Origin of the sequence: Faecalibacterium sp. Marseille-Q0746 (assembly GCF_017377595.1) — a bacterium.
GTDB lineage: Bacteria > Bacillota > Clostridia > Oscillospirales > Ruminococcaceae > Faecalibacterium > Faecalibacterium duncaniae.
The window spans coordinates 38,054-61,086 of record NZ_JAFREI010000010.1; the positions used below are offsets into that span (position 1 = coordinate 38,054).

Below are 23,033 nucleotides of genomic sequence, written 5' to 3' on the forward strand. Positions count from 1 at the left end.
GGGCAACTGTGCTATAATCAGGATGAAAGATTTTATAAAGGAGGTTGGAAGCTGTTTGTAAGCAGCTTTCCGGTATAGCATGAGAATTGCAATTGTCGATGACCTCGATGCGGAGCGCGCGCAACTGAAGGAGCGCCTGGTGCGGCAGCTGCGCGCGCGCGGCACAGAGGCGGAGCTTCTGGAATTTGACAGCGGAGAGGCTTTTCTGGCGGCAGAAAACGAGCAGCGTTTTTCCGCCGCATTTCTGGACATTTACATGGAAGGCTTAAGCGGCATGGAGGCGGCAAAGGAGCTGCGAAAAACCGATGCAGACTGCCTTCTGGTTTTTACCACGACCTCGACAGACCATGCGCTCGAGGGCTTTCAGGTGCGGGCGCTTCATTATCTGGTCAAGCCCTTTTCCGAAGCCGAGCTTTCTGCCCTGCTGGATGAGATGCTCTCAAAGCTTCCGCGCCCCGAGCCGATTCTGACGGTGAAGGTCGATGGCAGTGACATCCGTTTGTGCTACCGGGATATCGTTTCCGCCGAGCATTTTGCCCACATGATCAGCATCCGCACCACCGCCGGCAAAACGCTTGCCACGCGCCAGAGCTTCAAGGCGTTCACAGAGCCGCTCAAAAAAGACCCTCGGTTTTTCGTCTGCGGTCGCGGTGCGATCGTCAATATGGAGAACGCTGCCGATTTTCAGGATGCCGCCTTTTGTATGACGGACGGCAGCCGCATCTATGTCAGTCAGGAGCTTTTAAAGGCAGCCCGGCAGGCATTTATGGAGTTTCTATTGCAAAGGGGGCGTGTGGGTTGAAGGACCTCCTGCGCCCGATTTTGGAGCTCACCGTGGTCTTTCCGGGTCTGCTGCTCGCGTATTTTCCGGTGCGCTCTTATTTGAAGCAGCCGCCCGCAAGGCTTGCGGCATGGGCAGTGCCGCTGCTGCTCGGGCTTTGCCTTGGCGGCGGACTGCTTTGCTATTGTTTCAACAGCCCGACTGCGCTCCCCCTGCTGGTTATCACACTTGCGGCGAGCCTTCTGTATGTCAAAACATTGCAGACCTCTCTCTGGAAGTCCGGAACGATTGCGCTGGCGGTCTGCGCGGTGTTCGCCTGCCTGAACAGCTTATCCCGCGCCATCGGCACGGCGATCACACTGCGGCACCAGCTGCCGCCGGATAAGCCGTGGTTCTGTTTTGCTGCCTGCATTTTTTATAATGCGGTCTGCTGGCTGATCACTGCCGCAGCGTATTATCCCGCCACCCACGCAGTGCGCATGATGGTGGAGGATGATAACTTTGCGCAGACATGGTATGCGTTCTGGGTGCTGCCGCTTGTGTTCATTCTGCTGAACCTTTTCATGATCCCGCGTTACCCGACGACGCTTCAGACCGGGCGGGTCTTGCAGGTCTACATCGTTATGAGCATCGCGCTTTTGTTTTTGATGCTCTTCTTTAACGCGATCTTCCTTCTTATGGCGATCAGCATCAACCGGAACGCGAGATTGCAGCAGGAGAACCAGTTTCTTTCCATGCAGCAGCAGCGCTACGAAAGCCTGAAAGCCGCCATCGAGGAAGCCCGGCAGGCACGGCACGATATGCGCCACCAGATGAATCAGCTCTCCGCGCTGGCTGAAGCGGGAGATTTGGACGGTCTGAAGGCTTATCTTGCAAAAACCGTCTCCCGCATCCCGGAGCTGGATATGAGCTTTTGCGAAAACCGGGCGGCGGACAGTGTTGTAGGCTATTACTGTGCCCTTGCAAAGCGTGAGGGGATCCCCTTCTGTGCCAAGCTGGATCTGCCGCAGGCGCTTCCCGTGGACGAGATCGATCTGTGTCTGGTGCTGTCGAATCTTCTGGAAAACGCATTCGAAGCCAGCCTTCGCACCGCTCCCGCCCGGCGGAAGATCGAGGTCACCGCGTATGTCCATGCCGCGCGGCTCGTGCTGATCGAAGCGGAAAACGCCTTTGACGGGGAGATCAACGAAAATAGCGGAGTTTTCCGCTCGTCCAAGCGCAAGGGAAACGGCATCGGAATCCAGTCCGTCCGCCATATCGCAGAAAAATCCGGCGGGGCAAGTACGGTTACCTATCAGGACGGTCTGTTCTGCGCAAAGGTCATGCTTCGGGGATAATTATGTCCAGCCTTTCCAAAACGGCACGACTACAAATTTCAGCAGTCTCGCTTCCGGAAATCCCTGTATGTACCGGATCGCCGTTTTTGCAAAGATGTTGGACGTTGTCGTGTTCCAATCTGCCAGTTTTACTATCTCGGCTGTGCCGTTCTCAAAGTCAAACCGCAGCTCGCCCCATTCGCCATCGTTGTCTACCAGATATTCGTAGACAGCGGCGGTAATCGTTTCACCTGTTTTCCGACACTCCGTCTGCCGCAGAGAAATTGTGTGTGCGGGATTGATCTTCGTTGCTTTTGCCGTGCTCGTCGGAAGGGCGGGTTTTTCCGAAATCCCCATCTCAAACGGCACGACCACGGATTTCAGCAGCCTCGCTTCCGGTAAGCCCTGAACAAACCGGATCGCCGTTTTTGCAAAGATGTTAGATTTTACCGTATCCCAATCCGCCAGCTTTACGATCTCCGCTGTGCCGCTTTCAAAGTCAAACCGCAGATTACCCCATTCGCCGTCGTTGTCCGCCTGATACAGGTAGACCGCGGCGGCTATTTTTTTGTTCCTTTTGCGGCACTCGGTCTGTTTCAGTGTCACGGTATGGATCACACCGCTTTCCAGCAGCTTCAGCCGTACTGCGTGCCACGAGCTGTTTTTCGTTCAACAGCGGAACGGACACTGTACGCCCATCAACGTGGAGGGCGCACTCTAGGACTGCACCAGTTTTCCGGCCACATCCGCCAGCTGCTGGCCAAAACTTTCGCTGTGAACGCCATAGTTTTCTGCCAACATAGACCTGACCGGCTCTTTCAGGGATTCATTGATCTGCCACAGGTCCGGGTACAGGGCGTTTCGCCGCAGTGCCGTATCAGACACATCAAAGACATAGTGCAGGCGCGGGTATCCGCCGGATTCATCCAGCAGCGCAATGCCCTTGGAACCACGCCGGACGTAACGGTTCATGCACCAGCTGACAAGATAACCGTTTCCCTCCCAATAGCCATCTTGGCGGTTTGTCGCACCGAGAACTTTTGCATAAGCAACCCCGACTGAGGGCTTTTCTGCGATTACTAAGCGATAAGACAATAAGCATCAACTCCTAACTTTTTATAATGCGATTAAAACATCCAGATGTACTTGAAAAAGACAAAGTTTTCGGCTAAAATGGAATTATAAGAAAAATCAGCCGAAATCGGAAGCAGGTGATCAATATGAGTTACATTACAAGAAGTCTTGAGAAAGTTGTGCAGCAGGTCACGCAGGAATATTCGGTTGTGCTTGTGACCGGCCCCCGGCAGGTAGGAAAAACAACTATGCTGCAAAAGCTCATGGAAGGAACTTCCCGTGGATATGTTTCACTGGACGATTTGAACGAGCGGGCACTCGCAAAAAATGATCCGGAATTGTTTTTGCAGCTGCATAAGCCGCCGGTTCTGATTGATGAGGTTCAATATGCACCGGAACTATTTACCTATATCAAAGTCTATGCAGATACTCACCATGAGCCGGGTGCCTTTTGGCTGACCGGGTCACAGGTGTTCAAGCTGATGCACGGGGTACAGGAATCACTTGCCGGGCGTGTTGCAGTGCTGTCAATGACTTCTCTTTCGCAGTCAGAAATAAACGGTGCAGATACCGAGCCTTTCCGTGTGGATTTGGACGCTCTGCTGAACCGCGAGGAAAAAGCTGTGCCCGCAGATACCAAAGATATCTTTGAGCGTATCTATCGGGGCTCCATGCCCGCTATTGCAAGCGGAAAAAATACCAACAGCCAGATTTTTTACAGCAGCTACCTTTCCACCTATATTGAACGTGACGTAAAAGAGCTTTCAGATGCCATCGATGCACTGAAATTTCTGCGTTTCATGACGGCGGTTGCGGCGCGCTGCTCCCAGATGCTGAATGTTGCCGAAATTGCACAGGATGCGGACATCAATCAGAAGCAGGCAAAAGATTGGCTGCACATTTTGGAAACACTGGGTATCATCTTCTATCTGCACCCCTATTCCAATAACCTTCTGAAGCGTTTGGTAAAAACCCCAAAGCTCTATTTTTATGATACGGGATTGGTCTGCTATCTGACCAAGTGGAGCAGTGCAGAGGTTCTGGAGTATGGTGCCATGAACGGTGCAATCCTCGAAAACTATGTTGTTTCCGAAATTGCGAAGACCTATCTGAATACCGGCAGAGAGCCGTTTTTGTACTACTACCGCGACAAAGATGCAAAAGAGATTGATATTGTTCTGGAGCAGGATGGTGTTCTGAATCCCATCGAAATCAAAAAGACCTCGAATCCCGGCACCGAATTGACGAAGGTGTTCTCTTTGCTGGACAAAGCCTCTGTCCCACGCGGGAAAGGTGCTATCGTCTGCATGAAGCCAAAAGTCGGCATCATAGATCGAGACAACTATATCGTCCCGATTTGGATTATCTGAATTTCAATATGTAGGGCGGCAAATGCCGCCAGTAAAATTATTCTTCCGCCATGTCCTCCTTGCCGGGTTCCTCCGGCTCATCCTCCATTGGAATCTCAAAATCGCCCTTGTCCTCGGTGTAATCTGCATCGGGGTCAAGGGCTTCTTTTTCGGCCTGCGCCACAGCTTCTTTTTCAGCAGTATAGACTTCGGCATCCTCTTCTTCCATCAGGGTCAGAAGGTCGGCTTCATCCACCAGATTCATGAAGTGGACGGTCTGCTGTCCCTTGGCATTACGGTCAATGACCAGATAAAAAGTCGCACCCGACTTGCTGACCAGCGTGATGAACTGCTGCCCGCTGCCATCGGAATAGCTGGTGTGGTAAATAATTCTTAATCATTGGTTTTACCTCACTTTTAGAAAATGAAAATCGCAATATGGCGAACCATTTCCTAATGTGCCAGTTCGTTCAAAACGAATTTTGGGTAATAAACCTGAAAAAGAAATATCATCATTTTCACAATACACACAACATAACTCTGGACAATCATACATTTTTGTTAGTTCCCAATAAATGCAATTATGCAAATTGAAGTGTATCTCTTTGCCATTACATTTAACCCATTCCGTTGTCCAACCGTCATCGGGAAAATTTTTTCGCATATGCTTTTTTACACCTAACCGATAGATGGTATATGCAAAAGGCATACTTCCTAACTTTTTCATTTCTTCTTTTTGAACGTTTGCGGCTTTATGGGTTTCGTTTCTAACATATTCTAACGCTTCATTTTGGTTTATACCCTCTCCTCGAAGTGCCTTGTAATAAGCCAACGTTGGAAATAGCTTTAATTGCAAATGATTTTGAATTGCGGCGTTATTGCGATAGTCGGCGTTATTCAGAAGTTCTTGATAAATTTTTTCTGCTTGCTCAAAAATCAGCTTTCCTTTTTCTTGCCCAAACTGTTGAATACAATCCACTTCTAAAAAGGGAAGCGTAGTTTCATTTAGTTTCATCATCATTTCCTCCCTTGAAGTGGCCTAAACCTTTCAAAATCTTTACAGCAACCTCTTTCATTACATCAGCTTTGACTACAGCTATTCCTTGTTCCTCATCGCCTAAAACGAGTAGCGTGTCTCCGGGATTTATGTCAAATATTTCTCGCGCTTCTTTGGGAATGACAATTTGTCCGCGCTCCCCAACCTTAACAGTTCCAAATATGTGCTTTCCTTTTGGCATGGACATTGTACAGCATCTCCTTAATTCATGTTTTTCATACTTACATGAAAAGTATACACCACTTCAAGAAAAATGTCAAATCACCTTTACTGATTACGGAATAATGGGGATAGCCGTCTTTCATATTGTGGTGTTACTTTATGGCACATGAGCATTGGCACCGGGGTTATCCGAGCCATAACCTTCCAGCAGATTTACTGCACCCCAAACACCGAGACCGGCACCCAGAGCCACCACCAGAGTCTGCAGAACTTCCACAGCAGAGTTAAAGAATTCCATAGTCGTTTCTCCTTTATAATTAAAACCTTGCAGACCATGGCCTGCCATGCTACAATAGCCGCATCTACGGCCACCGGACAACAGGAAAGGAGTATCTCATGGCCAAAACTGCCGACACCATTGCCATCTATTCCCGCAAATCCCGCTACACCGGCAAGGGCGAAAGTATCGGAAATCAGATCGACCTCTGCCGCGAATACATCCGCACCCACTACGGCGATGCCGCAGCACAGCAAGCGGTCGTCTTTGAGGACGAGGGCTTTTCCGGCGGCAACCTGAACCGCCCGGACTTCAAAAAGATGATGACCGCCGCCAAAGAGCGGAAGATCCGTGCCATCGTGGTCTATCGTCTGGACCGCATCAGCCGCAACATCAGCGACTTTTCCAGCCTGATTGAAGAACTGGGACGGCTGGGCATCGACTTTGTGTCCATCCGTGAAAGTTTTGACACGTCCAGCCCCATGGGCCGCGCGATGATGTACATCGCATCCGTGTTCAGTCAGCTGGAACGTGAGACCATCGCGGAGCGCATCCGGGACAACATGCACGAGCTGGCAAAGACCGGGCGCTGGCTGGGCGGCACCACCCCCACGGGCTACGCTTCCGAGAGCGTCAAGAGCATCACGGTGGACGGCAAGACCAAAAAGGCCTGCAAGCTCAAGCTGCTGCCGGACGAAGCAGAGATCATCTACAAAATTTTCGACCTCTACGAGCAGTACGATTCTCTGACCATGACCGAGACCGAGCTGCTGCGGCAGGGCATCAAAACAAAAACCGGGCGTTCGTTCACCCGGTTTTCCATCAAGTCGATTTTGCAGAATCCTGTCTACCTGATTGCAGACAAGGACGCCTATCAGTATTTTGTGGACAATGAGGCAGAACTGTTCACCCCGGAGTCCGATTTCGACGGTGTGCGCGGCGTGCTGGCCTACCACCGCAGCGATCAGGAAAAGGGGCGTGCCACCGTCTACAATCCCATCAACGAGTGGATCGTTTCGGTGGGCGAGCACCCCGGCATCATCTCCTCGAACCGGTGGATCCGGGTGCAGGAATCCCTGGAGCGGAACAAATCCAAGTCCTACCACAAGTCCCGCGGCAACGAAGCTCTGCTCACCGGTCTGCTGTGGTGCTCCTGCGGCAGCCGGATGTACCCGAAGGTCACCGGGCGCAAAACTGCCGACGGGCAGGTGGTCTTTCCCTATATGTGCAAACTGAAGGAGCGCAGCCGGAGAGAGTTATGTAATGTCCGGAATGCCAACGGCAATTTGCTGGATGCTGCCATCTGCGAACAGGTCAAGCACCTTGCCGACCATTCCAGCGACTTTATGAAGCAGTTGGAAAAGGCAAAGTCCGCCCACGCAGGCAACCGCTCCGAGTTTGAGACCAAGCTTTCCACCCTGCGCAAAGAGCAGGCCGAGACGCAGCGTAAGATCAATGCACTGATCGATTCGCTGGCTGACTTCAGCGACAGCACCGCTGCTGTCCACCTGAAAAAGCGCATTGAGGAGCTGAACGGGCAGGATGCCGCCCTGAGCTCCCGCATCCGGGAACTGGAAAGCCTTACGGACGAAGGGGTTCTGGCAGGGATGGAATTTGACCTGATGCGTCAACTGCTGACCGTGTTCCACGACAACATCGACGATATGACCGTGACCCAAAAACGTGCCGCCATCCGCACCGTGGTGCGCAAGGTGGTGTGGGACGGCAAGGTGGCGCATGTGGTGCTCTTCGGTTCACCGGAGGATGAAATCGACTGGACCACCTTCCCGGTAGACCCGGAAGAGGACGAGAATGACCCCGAGGGCGGTGGAGATGGTTCCGATTCTCCATCCGGCGTTCGCTCGGGTGAGGATAGCATTCTCAATGCATCTGCTGGCATAGGTCGCAAACCGCGCCTTGCGGGTGGTGTCAAAGGTATCCACGGCCTTCATCAGCCCAATGGTTCCAATTGAGATCAGGTCCTCCTGGTCGCCAGGCTGGGCATAGTATTTCTTTGCCACATGGGCCACCAGCCGCAGGTTGTGCCGGATGATCTTTTCCCGCGCACTCCTGTCCCCCGCCCGCAGGGCCGCAAAGGTTTCGATCTCCTCCCGTGCACTGAGCGGCTTTGGGAAACTCCCCGCTTCCAGATGCAGCGCCAGCACCAGAAATTTTGTAGCGAAAAATTGCAGCAGCGTTAATAGCATACACAGCACCCCCTGGTGCTACTGTATGCTGTTGGAAGATCACAAAGTATTCCTCCGAATCCGGAGCGCAGGGATGGAATTCTGCAATTTTCCTGCGGGTTCTTTCGTATTAAGGATAAGGGACCGAATTTTGTTGGTAAAACGGAGGAACCATTATGGCGATCTTTGAAAAGACCATTCAAAACAAGAAATTTGATCAGCTGCTCTGGAAGTTGGAAAACGAAATTCCAGCCAGCAGCTGGTCGGCAGAGCTGGAAGCCGGAAGTGATTTCAAAGAGGGCGATGCCCGGTGCAGCGTCCGCGTCTTTGAACGGTACAGCGTGATGGGCGGTAATCGCCTGAGTCTGACGCTGACCATGTTTCAGAACGGGGACAGCCCGATCCGGTTATCCGCCATCACCGCAGGCGGCAGTCAGGCGGTGTTCTTCAAAGTGAACACCCTTGGAGAGGAATCCTTTTTGGAGGACGTAAAGGGACTGCTGGAAGAAATTTTGGAGGAGTAAGATGTTTTTCGCTGGATTTGATCTGTTGTTCAGCATCCTGTTTCCCATCCTGTTCCTTGTGGTTCTGGGCATGATCCTGTATGCCATCATCGGAAATATCCGCACCTGGAATAAAAACAACCATTCGCCGCGGCTCACCGTTCCGGCAGCGGTGGTGGCAAAGCGCACGGAGGTCTCTCATCACCACACGGACAACACGATGATGCATACGTTTACCACCTATTATGTAACCTTTCAGGTGGAAAGCGGCGACCGCATGGAGCTTACCGTAAGTGGTTCGGACTACGGAATGCTTGTGGAGGGCGACCTTGGAAAGCTGAGTTTTCAGGGTACCCGCTATCTTGGGTTCCAGCGGAACTGAGTGTTTCTGCACTGCTGCCCAACTGGATGAATCGTAAGTTGAACAAGGCAGGATTACACACAAAAAAACATCTGCTGCCCCTTTGCCGGACGTAACAGCCTCCGGCGCGGGACAGCAGATGTTTTCCTTTTTTACGATGCAGTCAGATTCACTCTGCAATGGGCATGGTCTGGTAGAACCAGCCCTCAATGGCCTTGCGGGTCCGGGCGAAGAACTGCTTCACCGGGCAGGCAGCGTCGCGGGCTTCCTGCTCCAGATCCGTACCTTCGGGGAAATTGCGGATGACGGTATAAGCCACCGACTGCGGCGGCAGCGACATCATCACGGCAGGGTCGTGCACCACACAGATCTGCTCCCCCACTGCAAGGGTAGCGGGATCGGAGGTGGTCTTTTCGTCATGGTCCTGCCACTGGGTGCGCTCAGTGATCACCATTTCATAGGTCTCCTGCCCCTCTGCGGTCACCAGTACAGACTCCACCGTACCGTCCGCAGCGCGGCTGATCTCTTCTACCGTACCATAGTAGTAGAGCCGCTCCGAAAACAGTGCCGAGGCAGCGGGCAGTGCACTGACACTGAGCAGCAGCACTGCAAGCAGACAAAAGAACGAGCGATAGGTCTTTTTCATAAAAAGCCTCCATTTTTCATGTTGAAGCGGAGCACCCGCCGCATGGCGCTCCCGGATGCCTTATTCTAACACAACTCTTGTCGGATTTCTATATCCAGGCTTAACCGGCGGAAAAATATCGCAGAGGGCAGCCAATGATCACGTCTTTTCCCAAAAAAAGCAAGCCCGGAAGGCACACAGACCTTCCGGGCTTGCACTTTTGGCGATGCGCTGTGCGCATCTCAGACTACTTTACAGCTGGCAGGCGGTATCGTAGCCGGTACGGATGGCGTTGGAGATATCTGCAGCCTTGCCTGCGGCATCGCCGATGGAGTACACCGGGATGTTGGCAGCTTCCAGCGCAGCAGCGTCAAACTCATTGGAGCGTGCGCCCATAGCCAGCACGATGTAATCGCAGGGGATGGTCACCTCTGCGCCGTCCTTGTTCTCACAGACAACGGCATCCATGCGGAACTCCTTGACCTTGTGGCTGGGGTACTGCTCCACGCCGTAGATCTTGTAGTTTTCCAGCAGGGTAGGCAGAATGGTGGTGCTCTCGCCTGCTGCGATCTTGTCCATCATCTCGATGACAGACACCTTGCAGCCCCGGGCAGCCAGATACTCTGCGGTCTCGCAGCCCACCATGCCGCCGCCGATGACAGCCACGGTGCCGTAGACCTGCTGCTCACCGGCCAGCACCTTCCAGGCATCGGCCACGTTCACGCTGTCAATGCCGGGGATGCGGGGTGCGGCGCTGTGGGCACCCACAGCGTTGATGACAGCCTCAAAACCGGCCTCCTTCAGCTGCTCTGCCGTGCGGGTCTGCCCCATGCACAGGTGCACCCCGGCATTGCAGACCGCGCGGATCAGATCCTGTGCGGCGCGGCGCATCTCCTCCTTGCGGGGAGGCACGCAGGCGATGTTCAGCTGACCGCCCAGAGAGGTGGTCTTCTCAAACAGGGTCACATCGTGACCGCGCAGGGCTGCCACACGGGCAGCCTCCAGACCGGCAGGGCCGCCGCCCAGAACAGCCACCTTCTTTTTCTGTGCGGCAGGCTGGATGCTGCGGCTGTTCTCATAGCCATTTTCGGCATTGAGCACGCAGGACAGGAACTGGCGGTTCTGGATGGCATCGGTGCAGCCCTTGTTGCAGCTGATGCAGCGGCGAATATCGCAGGCCTTACCGGCAGCGATCTTTGCGCCCCAATCAGGGTCTGCCAGCAGCGGACGGCCAACAGCCACCATATCAGCCATGCCGCTCTCGATGACACGCTCTGCCATCTCGGCATCCACGATACGGCCCACGGCGCTGACCGGCACATTGACAGCCTTTTTGATGTCCCCGGCGATCCTGACAAAGAAGCCGTAGGGCTGCACACCCATGGGAGGAATGGTATCGGCCATGTTGCCGGTGTGGTTGGCCTGGGCAACGTGGAACATATCCACGCCGTCCTCCACCAGCCACTGGGCGAACTGCACCGCATCGGCCTCGTCGATGCCGCCCTTGCCGCGCTGCGGGGTAACGATGGACAGCTTGTAGTCGATGATCATATCCGGCACAGCCTTGCGGATGGCGCGGGTCAGCATCCGGGCAAAGCGGACCCGGTTCTCCAGACTGCCGCCGAACTTGTCGGTGCGGTGGTTCATCCGGGTGGAGCACAGGCAGCCGTTCAGGCGGTCGCCGTGGATCTGGATCACGTCCACACCGGCCTTCTGGGCACGCACCGCGCAGGCGCACATCTTATCGATGATGGCCATCAGCATTTCCTCGCTGACCTCATCGGTAAAGAACATCATGTCGTGATGCAGGCGCTGACGCATCTCGTCAAACTTCTTCTGCATGAACAGGCTGTTGATGGCATCCACATCGTACTCCGGGTGGAAGAGCTGGACGCCCAGCTTGGTGCCGTAGGCGTGTACGCTGTCGGCCAGTGCCTTGAAGGCAGGGATCTGGCTGTCGTCAAACAGCTTGGGGGTGGGAGAAAAGCTGTTGATGGGTGCCACATCGCCCATAACGATGTAGCCCACGCCGCCCTTGGCCAGACGGGTGTAGAAGCCCATGTCCTGCTCACTGATCATGCCGTTTTTCTCGTAGCCGGTGGTCAGCGGGGGGAACATGATGCGGTTCTTAAAGGTCTGTCCGCCCACTACAATGGGCTGCAGGATCATGTTTTCCATACAAATGCCTCCTTACAGATGTGCTTTGATGAATGCGGCGGTCTTTTCCTCCACGGCGGCACGGGCTGTCAGCGTGGCAAAGTTGTGTCCGCCGCCTGCAATGGTGTCCACCTCGGGTGCGGTGTACACCTGTGCGTAACGGCTGCAGGTGCCCTCGTCCACCAGACGGTCATCGTCGGCCCGCAGCAGAAGCACCGGGCCGTTGTAGCCCTTGGCCTCGGTAAAGGGATCGGGGTGCTTGGCCATCTCATAGTTGAAGGCCATCTTGTAGCACAGACCCTCCATGTCGGCGTAGTCCTTGCCGGTCTGGGTCACACCGTCGGCGCGCTGGGCGCAGCCGAACCACATCCCTGCGCCCGGGCACAGCAGGATCAGGCCGTGGGGCTGGATCACCGGAGCGCAGGAGGCAGCAATGTAGCCGCCCATGCTCTGACCGGAGAGGAACATTTTTTCGCTGTCCACATAGGGCTGCTGGGCTGCCCATGCAAAGATATCCTGTGCATCGGTGTGCAGGCCATCGAAGCTCATATCCTCGAACTCGCCGTCACTCTCGCCGTTGCCGTAGAAATCAAACCGGGCGCTGCCGATGCCCTGCGCTGCCAGAGCGCGGGACAGGTGGGTGTACATGGATTTGTAGCCGCTGCAGCTGCCGGCAAAGCCGTGCAGATGCACCACAAAGGGCACCTTGCCCTCCGTATCAGGCAGGGTCACGATGCCGCGCAGGGTGTGACCATTACGGTTTTGAAACTGGACCTGTAAAATCTTCATTTACTTGCTCTCCTTTGCGGCACGGCGGCTCTTCAGCTCTGCCAGCATCTCGGCCGTCTTCTGCTTGGTCAGGGGGTAGACGAAGAACAGGATGGCCACTGCAATGCCGTAGCCCAGGAAGTAGACGCCGGTGTAGCTCTTCCAGATGGCGTTCACAACGCCTGCGGTCTGCACAGCGCCTGCGGTGACGTTGTAACCGATTGCACCCAGCACAAAGCTGGACAGGCTGCCGGAGATGGCGCTTGCGAGCTTGCGGAAGAAGGAGTAGGTGGAGTAGACGATGCCCTCGTTGCGCTCGCCGGTCTGCAGCTCATGGTAGTCGATGGCATCGTTGACCATGGCCCAGATCAGCACCTGCATACCGGAAGCGCCCAGGTAGCAGATGCCGTTGATAACGATGAAAGCCACGGGGTTATGGATGGGGAAGAAGAACAGGATGCCGAACACGACGGCGGCAAAGCCTGCGCCCATGCAGCACCACTCCTTCTTGCCGAGCTTGTTGGCCAGAGGCTGGGTGATGGCAAAGGACAGCACAGCGTACAGAACGCTCAGCATACCGGAGACAGCCTGAATTTTAACGTTGCCGAAGAAGTCCTTGTACAGGTAGGTGTTCAGGCCGTTGACCACGGATGCACCGATCATGCCGGTCAGGCTGAAGAACATCACGCCCAGCAGGGCTTTGTTGTGGGAGATCTCCTTGAGAACGTGCAGATAGTTCAGCTTTTCGCCCTGCGGACGCTCAGGCACTTCCACACGCTCCTTGCACCACACGCAGGTGATCTGCAGGCACAGCAGGCCCAGCATGGCGCAGATGCAGGCCAGCATCAGGAAGCGGCCAGCCACAGGCTGGTTGTCCACATACAGGAACAGGGGGCCGACCATGACCATGACGGTCATAAAGATGGTGCCGCCCAGGCTGCGGTAACGGGACAGGGCGGTGCGCTGGCTCACATCATCGGTCATCACGCTGGACAGGGTGCCGAAGGGCACGTTGACGCAGGTGTACAGTGCCTCATACAGCACATAGGTGATGAACATGTAAGCCAGACGCAGACCATAGCTGATGTTGCCCACATTGACAAAGGCCAGCACACACAGCACTGCCATGGGGAACGAGAAAGCGCGGATCCACGGGATGAACTTGCCGCCCTTGGTGGCCTTGCGGGAGTCCACGATCGCGCCGATGATGGGGTCGTTGACGGCATCCCAGATCTTGGTGATCAGCAGCAGGATACCCACATGGAAGGGGTTGACCTGCAGGATCAGGGTGTAGAAGATCGACAGATACATGGCGCGGTACTGCTCCGTGAAGCAGCAGCCCAAATCGCCCAGTGTATAGCCGATCTTGTCCTTCATGGAGAAGGGCCGAACGGTCTTTTTCTGGTCCATTGCGTTTTATCCTCCTTAAAAAACAGATGAAACCACGAGGCTTTTCACACAAGCCTCTTCTCTTCGATTGCATTATACGTTAATTTTGCGTCAAAGCATATCCAAAAAATGATTGAAAACTATCGCAAATTGATGTATTATGCAATTATGACAGTTGTACTTTTCAGTTGTGTACAACAAACTGTCGCATCTGACAGTTCCACGGAGGGAATTTTGGTGAATTATACAGCCAAACGTTATCTTTTTGAACAAAGCACTGTTCGGGAATTCTTTTCCGGCGCGTATTATGACCTGTTTCTGGTCATGCGGGGCAGCGGTGTGTTCCGGTGCAGCGAGGTGGTGCTGCCCGCCCAGCAGCAGAACCTGATCATCCTCAAGCCCGGGCAGGGCGGCAGGCTGGAATATGCTGGAGCCTACGGCCCGCTGGAGATCATCCGGGTGCAGTTGTCTCCCCAGATGCTGGCGCAGTTGTCGGATGAGGACACTGACTTTGAAAAAAGCTTCAACGTGGTGCCCTTCCGGCAGGTGGCTGTCCGGCCGGACAGTCAGATCTATATGCTGCTGAAAAATCTTGCCCGGAAGCTGCTGGTGCTCCCCCAGGAGAGCAGCCAGTTCGGCGCGGCGGCGTTCGAGCACGGCATCCTGCAGATGTTCGTGGTGCTGGCGCTGCGTGCCTGCATCCATGCCGAATTCCACACCGCTTCGGTCAGCCGCCACCACCTGATGCTGGACGAGGTATTCCTGTTTATTCAAGCGCACCTCACCGAGGAACTGACGTTGGAGCGTCTGGAAAAGGAGTTTTTCGTCTCCCGGGAGCACATTGCCCGGGAATTCAAACGCCAGACCGGCCAGACCGTGCACCGCTACATCGTAAAGGCCCGGCTGGACCGCTGCTGTGCCCTCATTGAGCAGGGCCTGCCCATCACCGAGGTGTACAAAACCAGCGGTTTCGGGGGCTACAACCACTTTTTCCGCGCCTTTAAAAAGGAGTACGGTATGACCCCCAAGGAATATTTCAGCTCCACCCGGCAGGATGCCCGGGGATGAGCCTTTGCAAAAGAAGTCCCGGCTGCAATTTTTGTGCAGGCTGAAACGTATCCTGTATAAAACGGCAGCTGCCGTTTTTCAACGAACGATCTCCATTACAGACAGGAGGAAAGCTCTATGAAATTTTCTGCTGATTATCGTGCCCTTGCGCTGGATGCCCTACGCGGCAGATGGAAGACAGCCGTTCTGGCCGGACTGATCGCCAGTTTGCTGAGCGCCAACATTGTGAGCAGCTCAGACAGGGTCATCTCCAACATGAGCCAGAACGCCAACGGCGACACCCCAGGGTTTGCCGGGCTGTTTTCCACCGGCAGCGGCGGCGTGCTGGCGGTTCTCGTGATCTGCATCCTAGCCTGGGCAGTGTTCACCCTCATCGTGAGCGGTGCGGCGCGGCTGGGCTACGCCCGGTTCAACCTGAACCTTGCAGACGGCAGGGACGCTGCCCTCTCCGACCTTGCTTCCCAGAAGCACCGCCTGTGGGACGGCTTCTGCATGAATTTCCTGCAGGGGCTTTATGTGGCGCTCTGGTCGCTGCTGCTGTTCATCCCCGGCGTGGTAAAAGCCTACAGCTATGCCATGACCCCCTATATCATGGCCGAGCACCCCGGCCTGACGGCCAACGAAGCCATCACTGAATCCCGGCGCATCATGGACGGCAACAAGTGGCGGCTGTTCTGCCTCGATCTCAGCTTTCTGGGCTGGGAGCTGCTCTGCACCCTGCCCATGCTGATTGGTTTCTCTCTCGTTTTTGCCTTCACCCGCTCGGCGGATACGGTCCTTGTTCCGCTGATCCTGCTGTCCATCCCGCTGAGCGCCGGCTTTTTCTTTCTGCACCCCTACGAGGAAGCGGCCTGGGCGATCTTTTACCGGGATATCACCGCCGCACCTTCTGACACCGAGGAAATCTGAGAATGAAACATACCGCCTGCTATCACCTGCCCGGACTGTTCGAGTTCTACGAGCTCTACCGCCTGTTCCTGCCCCTGTTCCGGGAGCACCGGGAATATTTTTATGACTGGTGCGAGATCGGCTCCATCTACGGCGCTCCGCCGGACTGCATCTGGGGCGGGGGCCGCGTGGAGGCCGGGGAGCACTCCCCCGCCGAAGTTCTGGCCCTGACCCAGGAATACGGCATCTCTGCCCGGCTCACATTCAGCAATTCCCTGCTCCGCCCGGAGCACCTCTCAGACCGGAAATGCAACGCAGTGTGTCAGCAGTTTGCCCAGCGGGGCACCGTGCAGAACGGGGTCATCGTCCACTCCGAGCTGCTTTTGAACTACCTGCAGCAGCATTACCCGGAGCTTTATCTCGTATCCTCCACTACCAAGGTTCTGACGGATCCTCGGGCGTTTCAGGCAGAGGTCCGGCGGCCGGAGTTCCGGTATGTCGTGCCGGACTTCCGGCTGAACAAGGCCTTCGATGTCCTGAATGCACTCTCCCAGCCCGAAAAGGACAAGGTAGAATTTCTCTGCAACGAGTGCTGCTGGTTCGGCTGCACCGAGCGCAGGCGCTGCTACGAAGCCGTCAGTCGCAAAAATCTGGGGGAGGTCTGCGAACATCGGTGCACCGCCCCCGGCGCGCAGGAGGGCTACCGCTTTTCCAAGGCGATGGAAAACCCCGGATTCATCGGCACTGCGGACATCCGGGAGCGCTATCTGCCGTTGGGCTTTTCCAATTTCAAGCTGGAAGGGCGCGGCCTGGGCAGCGCGCTGGTGCTGGAGTTTCTGCTCTATTATCTGACCCGGCCGGAGTATCAGATCCACGTCCGGGAGGCGATCTATCTGGACAACATGCTGGATCTCTTTTAAGGGTTGCACCACCGGCGCAGTGTGGTATAATCAGCATAACAGAGCACCCGCAAGCGGCGCTCTGTTCCGTCCAATCCAAGTCAGGAGGAGATCGTTATGGAATTCACTCAGCTTATTGCACAGCGGTATTCCTGCAAAAATTTTGGTGCAGGCAAGGTAGACGCTGCAGCACTCCACACCATTCTGGAAGCCGGTCGGCTGGCACCCACCGCCAAGAACACCCAGGAACAGCGCATCTACGTCGTTCAGTCCGAAGAGGGGCTGGCAAAGATCGATGCTGCCACTCCCTGCCGCTACGGTGCCCCCGTCTGTCTGGTGGTCGCCTATGACAAGAACCACACCTTTACTTACCCCGGCGAACGGATGAACTCCGGCATGGAGGATGCCGCCATCGTGGCCACCCACCTGCTGCTGGGCGCTGCCAATGCAGGCGTAGACAGCTGCTGGGTCAACTTTTTTGACCCGGACAAGCTGGCAAAAGCGCTGGGTCTGCCCGAAAACGAGGCGATCGTGATGCTCCTTGATCTGGGCCACGCTGCCGAGGGTGCAGGCCCCCTGCCCAACCACAGCTCCCGCAAGCCTCTGTCTGAAACCGTCACGTTCCTGTAACATCACAGGGATGCAAAAAGCCCCCGTACGTTGGTTTTCCGGCCAACATGCGGGGGCTTGTATTTTATTCCAGTTTTCAGTTCTGCGGGTGGACGATATCCCGCCAATCCAGATCTCCACGCTCCAGACCGTGGATGAGCACCTCCGCGGTGGCGATGTTGGTGGCCAGCGGGATGTTATGCACATCACACAGGCGCAGCAGGGTCATCTCGTTGGGCTCGCTGGGCTTTGCGTTGATCGGATCGCGGAAGAACAGGAGCAGATCGACCTCATTGCAGGCAATGCGGGATGCGATCTGCTGATCACCGCCCTGAACACCTGCCAGAAAGCGCTGGATCTGCAGACCCGTTGCCTCGGAGATCAGCTTGCCGGTGGTGCCCGTAGCCACCAATTTATGCTGGCTCAAAATCCGGCAATACGCCGTACAGAACTGAACCATCAGCTCTTTTTTGGAGTCATGCGCAATCAGTGCAATCGTCATCGGTCAACCTCTCCTTTGTTTTGCCAGTGGGCATTTTCTTGCATATATCATAGTATCACAGTTTCCGTTCTTTTACAACCGTTTTTTAGACAAACTTCATACTTTTTTCGGAAAAAAGCGCCAGAATTCACCAAACGCAGCGTTTCAGCGTTTTATCCTTCTTCAATTGTCTAAAGCATCCTGCCCGGCAGGTGCGGTCTCCTGAGCAGCATCCGTGGTGCCTGCGGCGGGGTCTGTGGCCGTATCCGTGCCGGTTTCGGTCTGGGCGGGGGCAGTCTGGTCAGCAGAAGTGCTGTCTGCGGCGGTTTCCTGCTTGCCGATGGTGCCATCTTCATTCAGGGTACCATCCTGCATGGCGAAGTAGGCGTTGGCAATGTCCGCCACCAGGTTGCCCGCGCGGGCGCCGCCGCCGCCGTACTCCACCACGATGCCGATGGCGATCTGGGGGTCCTCCGCCGGGCCGTAGGCGATCATCGTGGTATTGGTGTAGTGCTTATAGGTGCTGCCGACGTAGTACCCCTCGCTGCGCTGGGGGGTGCCGGTCTTGCAGGCGATGGTATAGGGGTAGCTGGCCAGCACCGGGATGGTCTGGGACACGCCGATCATGCCCTGCTGCACCAGATCAAAGGTCTCGCCCCTGTCCTCAATGACGTCCATGACCTCGGGCTGGGTCTCCTGCAGCACCTCGCCGGTGTTGGAGTCCAGGATGGCCTTGACGAAGTGGGTGCGGTAGCGGGTGCCCCGGTTGGCGATGGTGGCCGCGTAGGTGGCCAGCTGCACCGGGCTGACCACGGTGTTGCCCTGACCGATGGCGGCCTGGACGTCCAGCGACTCGATATAGTTGGAGTCGGTCTTGCTGGTCAGGTGGCCCAGCGCCTCGCTGACCTCCACACCGGTGCGCTGACCCAGGCCCAGCTTGTAGGCGTAGGCGTCGTAGACCTCACTGGTCAGGCGGCGGCCCACGTCGTAGAAGAAGATGTTGCAGCTCCACTTGATGGCGGTGATCACGTCGATGTTGCCGCTGTGGCCGTGGCGGGTACACTTGGGGTGGTAGTCGCTGTAATAATTGTACACACCGTTGCAGAACACGGTGGAATACCGGTTGATGAGGCCCGAATCCAGCGCCGCCACCGCCACGGCAGGCTTGAAGGTGGAGCCGGGGGTGTACAGGCCCTGCAGTGCCCGGTTGAACAGGGGCAGGCTCTCGTCCGCGCTATACTCACTGTACTGGGTGGCATACAGGTTCTGGTCAAAGCTGGGATAATTGGAAGCGGCCAGCACACTGCCGTCCTTCACATCCAGCACCACGGCGGCACAGGCGGCAGCTTTCATGCTGCCGGTGTTGTAGACCCGGTTGATCATGTCGATGTTCTCGGCCAGCGCCTGGTCCACCGCCTTCTGGAACCGGCTGTCGATGGTCAGCTGCACGGTGTGGCCCGGCTCGGGCACTGTGGTCAGGGCCGTATCCACAATCACACCATCGGAGTTGCGGGTGATGGTCTCCACGCCATCCTTGCCCCGCAGTTCGTCCTCATAGGCCGATTCCAGGCCCGAAATGCCGATGATGTCGTTCATGTTGTAGCCTTTTTCGCGCAGGGGGTAGGTGGTCTGGCCGTTTTCGTCGGTCACCTTCCACTTTTCAGCGGTAATCTTGCCCACCCGGCCCAGCACATGGGGCAGCACCGTGGATTGCTCATAGCTGCGGGTACTCGTTTCCACGATCTCCACGCCCGGCAGCGAGAGGCTGTGCTCCTTGATGGTCGCCACGGTGGCCTCGCTGACATTTTCCGCCATGATAAAGTTGTTCACATTGGAAAACGCCTGCAGCTGCATCTCGTAATGGATGCCGCCCAGCGTGCGCTGCCAGCTCAGCGGATAGCTGGCAAGGTCGTAGTCCTCCACCAGCTTCTCCATCACATCATTGGCCGTTGCATACTGCTGTAAACCAAGGTTGTCCTTCATGGCGGCAAGGGCTTTCTGATCCCTGGTGCTGCCCTCTTCGGCGGTAAAGGTATAATTGCCCGCTGCATCCGGCTGGCTGATGAGCAGAGTATCGTTCCAGCTCTCACCGTTGGCACGCAGCAGCTCGACGATCTTCTGGAGCATCCCGTCCAGATCTTCGTCTCCCATCAGCAGCTTGTTGAGCACCACGTTGTAGCCCGTGACGCTGGTGGCGATGCGCTTGCCGCTGCTGTCCACAATGTCACCGCGTGCCGCCGTGACCGTAAACTTGTAGTCGGTGGTGTTGGTGGCCTGGGATTTGAAATCGTCCCCGTTGACCAGCTGCAAAAAAATGAGCCGCAGCCCATACAGCAGCATGAGGATGCAGGCAGCGGCAACCAGAACACGCATCCGCCGGATGGCGGTTTTCCGTTCTTCTTGGTTCATGGATTCTCCTTCCGGCGCGGGGTGCGTTACACCACGCCGTTGTCGATCTTAAATTCTTCGTGGATGCGGCGCACGACCCCGAACAGAGGGATGCAGACCGGCACGGTGAGGGCTGCCGTGGGCAGCACAAACCACAGCCAGCGGCTGGCCGCGCCGCTGTAACCGGGCATGTAGTAGAAAAACAGCCAGTCCAGCGTGAGCACCAGCAGGGCGGCAGCAGACGCAATGAGTGCAAAATTTGCGGCCGAATTCTTGAAGTAGAGCTGCATCACCGCCGAAACGGCAAAGCAGAGCAGCAGCAGCTCCAGCGCCAGCATGCCCACGGTGCGCCCGGCCAGCCAGTCCCACATCAGGCCGCAGACCGCCCCAAAAACAGCCCCGGCGAACTCGCCCTCAAACACGGCGACCGCTAACGCCAGCGGCAGCAGCCAGAGCGGCTTTGCCGCCCCGAACTGGAACAGCCCGGGCGTGGTCTGCAAAACAGCACAAAGAAGGCCCAGCAGCGCATAGCAGATCCATTTGACGATCTGGCCCCGGCTGCGTTTCCGGCGTGATTCCATCAGGGTCCCTCCTCAGAAACTGGTAATGATGAACGCATGGCGCACCGTGCGGGGGTCGGTACCGGGTTTGATGACGGCAATGGTCGATTTGCCGCTGACCTCGGGCACCAGTTCCTGTACCACGCCCACCAGCAGGTCAGCCGGGAACACCCCGCCCAGCCCGGTGGTGACCACCTGGTCGCTTTTCTCCGTCAGGGTGTTGCGCGCAAGGTTGGTCAGCACACACAGGCCATCGGCGGCGTATTCGGAGCTGCCGGTGACGATGCCGTTGTCACGGGTGCGGGATACCACGCCCGCCGCGTTGAAGTTGGGGTGAAGAACGTTCATCACCTTGCAGCTGGTGGGCTCAGCCTCCACCACCATGCCCAGCAGGTAGCCCTGGTCACTGACCACGGCATCGTTGACGGCCACGCCATCCAGCGTGCCGCGGTCCAGTGTGAAGCCATAGAAGGAATCCAGCGGGTCACGGCCAATGACAAAGCTGGAAAGATAGCTCATCTCTGGCCGCTGGCTCTGGATGCTTTCCAGTGCCTTGTAGGCCTGGTTCTCGGCCTTGACGCGGTCGTAATCCACCATCTGCTGGCGCAGCTCGGCGTTTTCGGCCTTGAGCGTCTCGTTCTCAGCCATCACGTCATCGATGCTGGTGTACTTTTCCCACAGGGAGGCCACGCCGCCGCTGACCACAGCAGCCACTTTCTGGAATGGAGCAGCCGCCACGCTCAGCAGCTCCTGCGGAGCGGCAGTCAGGCGGCCGTTGGCACCGGCGTAGGCCATGATGCCCACCAGAAACACCGCGATGCCCACCAGGATCTTGAATTTCCAGGTATCGAAAAAGTCTTTCAAGGGGTTTTCCTCCGATTGCAAAAGGGCGCGGACAGCCCAGAGCCGTCCGCACCCTCTGTTACATCGTTACATGTGAGCTCCATCGGTATCCAGCACGTCGTGCAGAACATCCACATGATCCAGCACCGCACCGGCACCCTTGGCCACGCAATCCAGCGGGTCCTCCGCAACATGGACATCAATGCCGGTCTCGCTCTGGATCAGCTGATCCAGGCCCCGCAGCAGGGCACCGCCGCCGGTCAGGGTGATGCCGTGGTCGATGATATCGGCACTCAGCTCAGGCGGGGTGCGCTCCAGAGTCTCCTTGATGGCGCTGGTGATCTTGACCAGGCACTCCAGCAGGGCCTCGCGCACATCCTCAGAGTGGACGACGATGTTCTTGGGCAGGCCGTCCACCAGGTTGCGGCCCTTGATCTCCATGGTCATCTCGGGGTCCATGGGGTAGGCAGAGCCGATCTCGATCTTGATCTGCTCGGCGGTACGCTCACCGATGAGCAGGTTATACTTGCGCTTGATGAAAGCGATGATGGCCTGATCGAACATATCACCGGCCATCCGGACGCTGCGGGAGGCCACGATGCCGCCCAGAGAGATGACAGCGATCTCAGCGGTGCCGCCGCCAATGTCCACGATCATGCTGCCGGTGGGCTCGCTGATGGGCAGGCCCGCGCCGATGGCAGCGGCCATAGGCTCCTCGATGACGGAGACCTGACGGGCACCGGCCTTGAGGGTCGCCTCACGCACAGCGCGGCGCTCCACCTCGGTCACGCCCGAGGGGATGCAGATGACCACGCGGGGGCGGGAGAACATGCTGTTGCCGCAGGCCTTTTTCAGGAAGTTCTCCAGCATATTTGCCGTGATATCGAAATCGGCGATGACACCATCCTTCAGGGGGCGGACTGCCACGATGCTGCCGGGGGTACGGCCGATGACAGCCTTTGCCTCAGCACCCACGCAGCGCACCTCATCGGTCTTGGTATCCACAGCCACGACCGAAGGCTCCCGCATGATGATGCCCTTGCCCTTCATGTAAACCAGGGTATTGGCAGTACCCAGATCAACGCCAACGTCCTTTGACAAAAAACTCATAATGAAGCTCTCCTTCGTATTTCCGGTCTATTCCAAAACGCACGGCAGCCCAAACTCCACAGGGTTTGACCGCCTATCGCAGAATAACACGTTTCTATTATAGCCGCAAGTCAACGTTTTCTCAAGCGTTTTGTCAAGTTTTTCCGTATTTTTCATTTTTCTGTGCGTTCCGCCGCACAAAC

At 56.4% G+C, this 23,033-nt stretch carries 24 protein-coding genes and 2 pseudogenes; 10 read left to right on the forward strand and 16 right to left on the reverse strand.

What is annotated here, in order from left to right:
- Positions 1-79 precede the first annotated feature (79 nt).
- Positions 80-802, forward strand: a complete 723-nt coding sequence (locus tag J3351_RS07420; RefSeq protein ID WP_117536127.1) for a LytTR family DNA-binding domain-containing protein — start codon at positions 80-82, stop codon at positions 800-802.
- Complete coding sequence (locus J3351_RS07425) at positions 700-2,118, forward strand: sensor histidine kinase (RefSeq protein WP_374222240.1); 1,419 nt, start codon at positions 700-702, stop codon at positions 2,116-2,118. The genes J3351_RS07420 and J3351_RS07425 overlap by 103 nt, the downstream gene beginning before the upstream one ends.
- On the opposite strand, the gene J3351_RS14345 is transcribed toward J3351_RS07425, so the two are convergent.
- Complete coding sequence (locus J3351_RS14345; protein ID WP_197036996.1) at positions 2,119-2,715, reverse strand: hypothetical protein; 597 nt, start codon at positions 2,713-2,715, stop codon at positions 2,119-2,121.
- Positions 2,716-2,814: 99 nt separating this feature from the next.
- Complete coding sequence (locus J3351_RS07435; RefSeq protein ID WP_197036997.1) at positions 2,815-3,069, reverse strand: hypothetical protein; 255 nt, start codon at positions 3,067-3,069, stop codon at positions 2,815-2,817.
- 248 nt (positions 3,070-3,317) lie between these two features.
- Here J3351_RS07435 and J3351_RS07440 point away from each other — a divergent pair, with 248 nt between their 5' ends.
- The gene (locus J3351_RS07440) at positions 3,318-4,541 is read left to right on the forward strand and encodes an ATP-binding protein (RefSeq protein WP_097770650.1); all 1,224 of its coding nucleotides are present in this window, start codon (positions 3,318-3,320) and stop codon (positions 4,539-4,541) included.
- Between the two features lie 37 nt (positions 4,542-4,578).
- On the opposite strand, the pseudogene J3351_RS07445 reads toward J3351_RS07440, so the two are convergent.
- From J3351_RS07445 to J3351_RS07460, 4 genes and pseudogenes are all read right to left on the reverse strand, one after another.
- Positions 4,579-4,905 (reverse strand): annotated as a pseudogene (locus tag J3351_RS07445) (CD1107 family mobile element protein); the annotation flags it as partial.
- Between the two features lie 21 nt (positions 4,906-4,926).
- The gene (locus J3351_RS07450) at positions 4,927-5,535 is read right to left on the reverse strand and encodes an L-2-amino-thiazoline-4-carboxylic acid hydrolase (RefSeq protein WP_226972282.1); all 609 of its coding nucleotides are present in this window, start codon (positions 5,533-5,535) and stop codon (positions 4,927-4,929) included.
- A complete protein-coding gene (locus tag J3351_RS07455) occupies positions 5,522-5,764 on the reverse strand; it encodes an AbrB/MazE/SpoVT family DNA-binding domain-containing protein (RefSeq protein WP_097770648.1) in 243 nt (80 codons plus the stop codon). The genes J3351_RS07450 and J3351_RS07455 overlap by 14 nt, the downstream gene beginning before the upstream one ends.
- Positions 5,765-5,896: 132 nt before the next feature.
- On the reverse strand, positions 5,897-6,037 hold the full coding sequence (locus J3351_RS07460) for a Maff2 family mobile element protein (RefSeq protein ID WP_117505164.1): 141 nt from the start codon (positions 6,035-6,037) through the stop codon (positions 5,897-5,899).
- Between the two features lie 98 nt (positions 6,038-6,135).
- On the opposite strand from J3351_RS07460, the gene J3351_RS07465 reads away from it, so the two are divergent.
- Positions 6,136-7,989 carry a recombinase family protein gene (locus J3351_RS07465; protein ID WP_242699347.1) on the forward strand — a complete coding sequence of 618 codons (1,854 nt, stop codon included), beginning with the start codon at positions 6,136-6,138 and terminating at the stop codon, positions 7,987-7,989.
- On the opposite strand, the pseudogene J3351_RS14145 reads toward J3351_RS07465, so the two are convergent.
- Positions 7,924-8,223: pseudogene (locus tag J3351_RS14145) on the reverse strand (sigma factor); the annotation flags it as partial. The gene J3351_RS07465 and the pseudogene J3351_RS14145 sit on opposite strands and share 66 nt — an antisense overlap.
- Positions 8,224-8,378: 155 nt before the next feature.
- On the opposite strand from J3351_RS14145, the gene J3351_RS07475 reads away from it, so the two are divergent.
- Both J3351_RS07475 and J3351_RS07480 read left to right on the forward strand, forming a co-directional pair.
- Positions 8,379-8,726: a DUF6054 family protein gene (locus tag J3351_RS07475; protein ID WP_005932394.1), complete on the forward strand. Its 348-nt coding sequence runs from the start codon at positions 8,379-8,381 to the stop codon at positions 8,724-8,726.
- Position 8,727: 1 nt separating this feature from the next.
- The gene (locus J3351_RS07480) at positions 8,728-9,087 is read left to right on the forward strand and encodes a DUF2500 domain-containing protein (protein WP_207697443.1); all 360 of its coding nucleotides are present in this window, start codon (positions 8,728-8,730) and stop codon (positions 9,085-9,087) included.
- A 148-nt stretch (positions 9,088-9,235) separates the two neighbouring features.
- Here J3351_RS07480 and J3351_RS07485 read toward each other — a convergent pair whose 3' ends face one another.
- The 4 genes from J3351_RS07485 to J3351_RS07500 form a co-directional block, all read right to left on the reverse strand.
- Positions 9,236-9,712 carry a hypothetical protein gene (locus J3351_RS07485; RefSeq protein WP_207697444.1) on the reverse strand — a complete coding sequence of 159 codons (477 nt, stop codon included), beginning with the start codon at positions 9,710-9,712 and terminating at the stop codon, positions 9,236-9,238.
- Between the two features lie 231 nt (positions 9,713-9,943).
- Positions 9,944-11,869, reverse strand: coding sequence for a bilirubin reductase, long form (bilR, locus tag J3351_RS07490; protein ID WP_207697445.1), 1,926 nt, complete (start codon positions 11,867-11,869; stop codon positions 9,944-9,946).
- Between the two features lie 12 nt (positions 11,870-11,881).
- Positions 11,882-12,637, reverse strand: a complete 756-nt coding sequence (locus J3351_RS07495) for a S9 family peptidase (RefSeq protein ID WP_156068862.1) — start codon at positions 12,635-12,637, stop codon at positions 11,882-11,884.
- Entirely contained in the window at positions 12,638-14,026 is a 1,389-nt protein-coding gene (locus J3351_RS07500; RefSeq protein WP_005932378.1) for an MFS transporter, read from the reverse strand.
- A gap of 216 nt (positions 14,027-14,242) precedes the next feature.
- Between J3351_RS07500 and J3351_RS07505 the strand changes: the two genes are divergently transcribed.
- The 4 genes from J3351_RS07505 to J3351_RS07520 all read left to right on the forward strand — a co-directional run bounded on the left by J3351_RS07505 (position 14,243) and on the right by J3351_RS07520 (position 17,490).
- Complete coding sequence (locus tag J3351_RS07505) at positions 14,243-15,073, forward strand: AraC family transcriptional regulator (protein WP_307862857.1); 831 nt, start codon at positions 14,243-14,245, stop codon at positions 15,071-15,073.
- Between the two features lie 117 nt (positions 15,074-15,190).
- A complete protein-coding gene (locus tag J3351_RS07510) occupies positions 15,191-15,982 on the forward strand; it encodes a DUF975 family protein (protein WP_207697447.1) in 792 nt (263 codons plus the stop codon).
- Between the two features lie 2 nt (positions 15,983-15,984).
- Positions 15,985-16,881, forward strand: a complete 897-nt coding sequence (locus J3351_RS07515) for a hypothetical protein (RefSeq protein WP_207697448.1) — start codon at positions 15,985-15,987, stop codon at positions 16,879-16,881.
- Positions 16,882-16,977: 96 nt separating this feature from the next.
- Entirely contained in the window at positions 16,978-17,490 is a 513-nt protein-coding gene (locus J3351_RS07520; protein WP_207697449.1) for a nitroreductase family protein, read from the forward strand.
- Between the two features lie 76 nt (positions 17,491-17,566).
- Here the strand turns inward: J3351_RS07520 and mgsA are convergent, their stop codons facing one another.
- The 5 genes from mgsA to J3351_RS07545 all read right to left on the reverse strand — a co-directional run bounded on the left by mgsA (position 17,567) and on the right by J3351_RS07545 (position 22,851).
- Complete coding sequence (mgsA, locus tag J3351_RS07525; protein WP_097770635.1) at positions 17,567-17,971, reverse strand: methylglyoxal synthase; 405 nt, start codon at positions 17,969-17,971, stop codon at positions 17,567-17,569.
- Between the two features lie 162 nt (positions 17,972-18,133).
- Entirely contained in the window at positions 18,134-20,359 is a 2,226-nt protein-coding gene (locus J3351_RS07530) for a penicillin-binding protein 2 (protein ID WP_207697450.1), read from the reverse strand.
- A gap of 26 nt (positions 20,360-20,385) precedes the next feature.
- Positions 20,386-20,919: a rod shape-determining protein MreD gene (gene mreD, locus J3351_RS07535; protein ID WP_207697451.1), complete on the reverse strand. Its 534-nt coding sequence runs from the start codon at positions 20,917-20,919 to the stop codon at positions 20,386-20,388.
- 12 nt (positions 20,920-20,931) lie between these two features.
- Positions 20,932-21,762, reverse strand: a complete 831-nt coding sequence (gene mreC / locus J3351_RS07540) for a rod shape-determining protein MreC (RefSeq protein WP_242699349.1) — start codon at positions 21,760-21,762, stop codon at positions 20,932-20,934.
- Between the two features lie 66 nt (positions 21,763-21,828).
- Positions 21,829-22,851 carry a rod shape-determining protein gene (locus J3351_RS07545; protein WP_005932353.1) on the reverse strand — a complete coding sequence of 341 codons (1,023 nt, stop codon included), beginning with the start codon at positions 22,849-22,851 and terminating at the stop codon, positions 21,829-21,831.
- Positions 22,852-23,033: the final 182 nt, after the last annotated feature.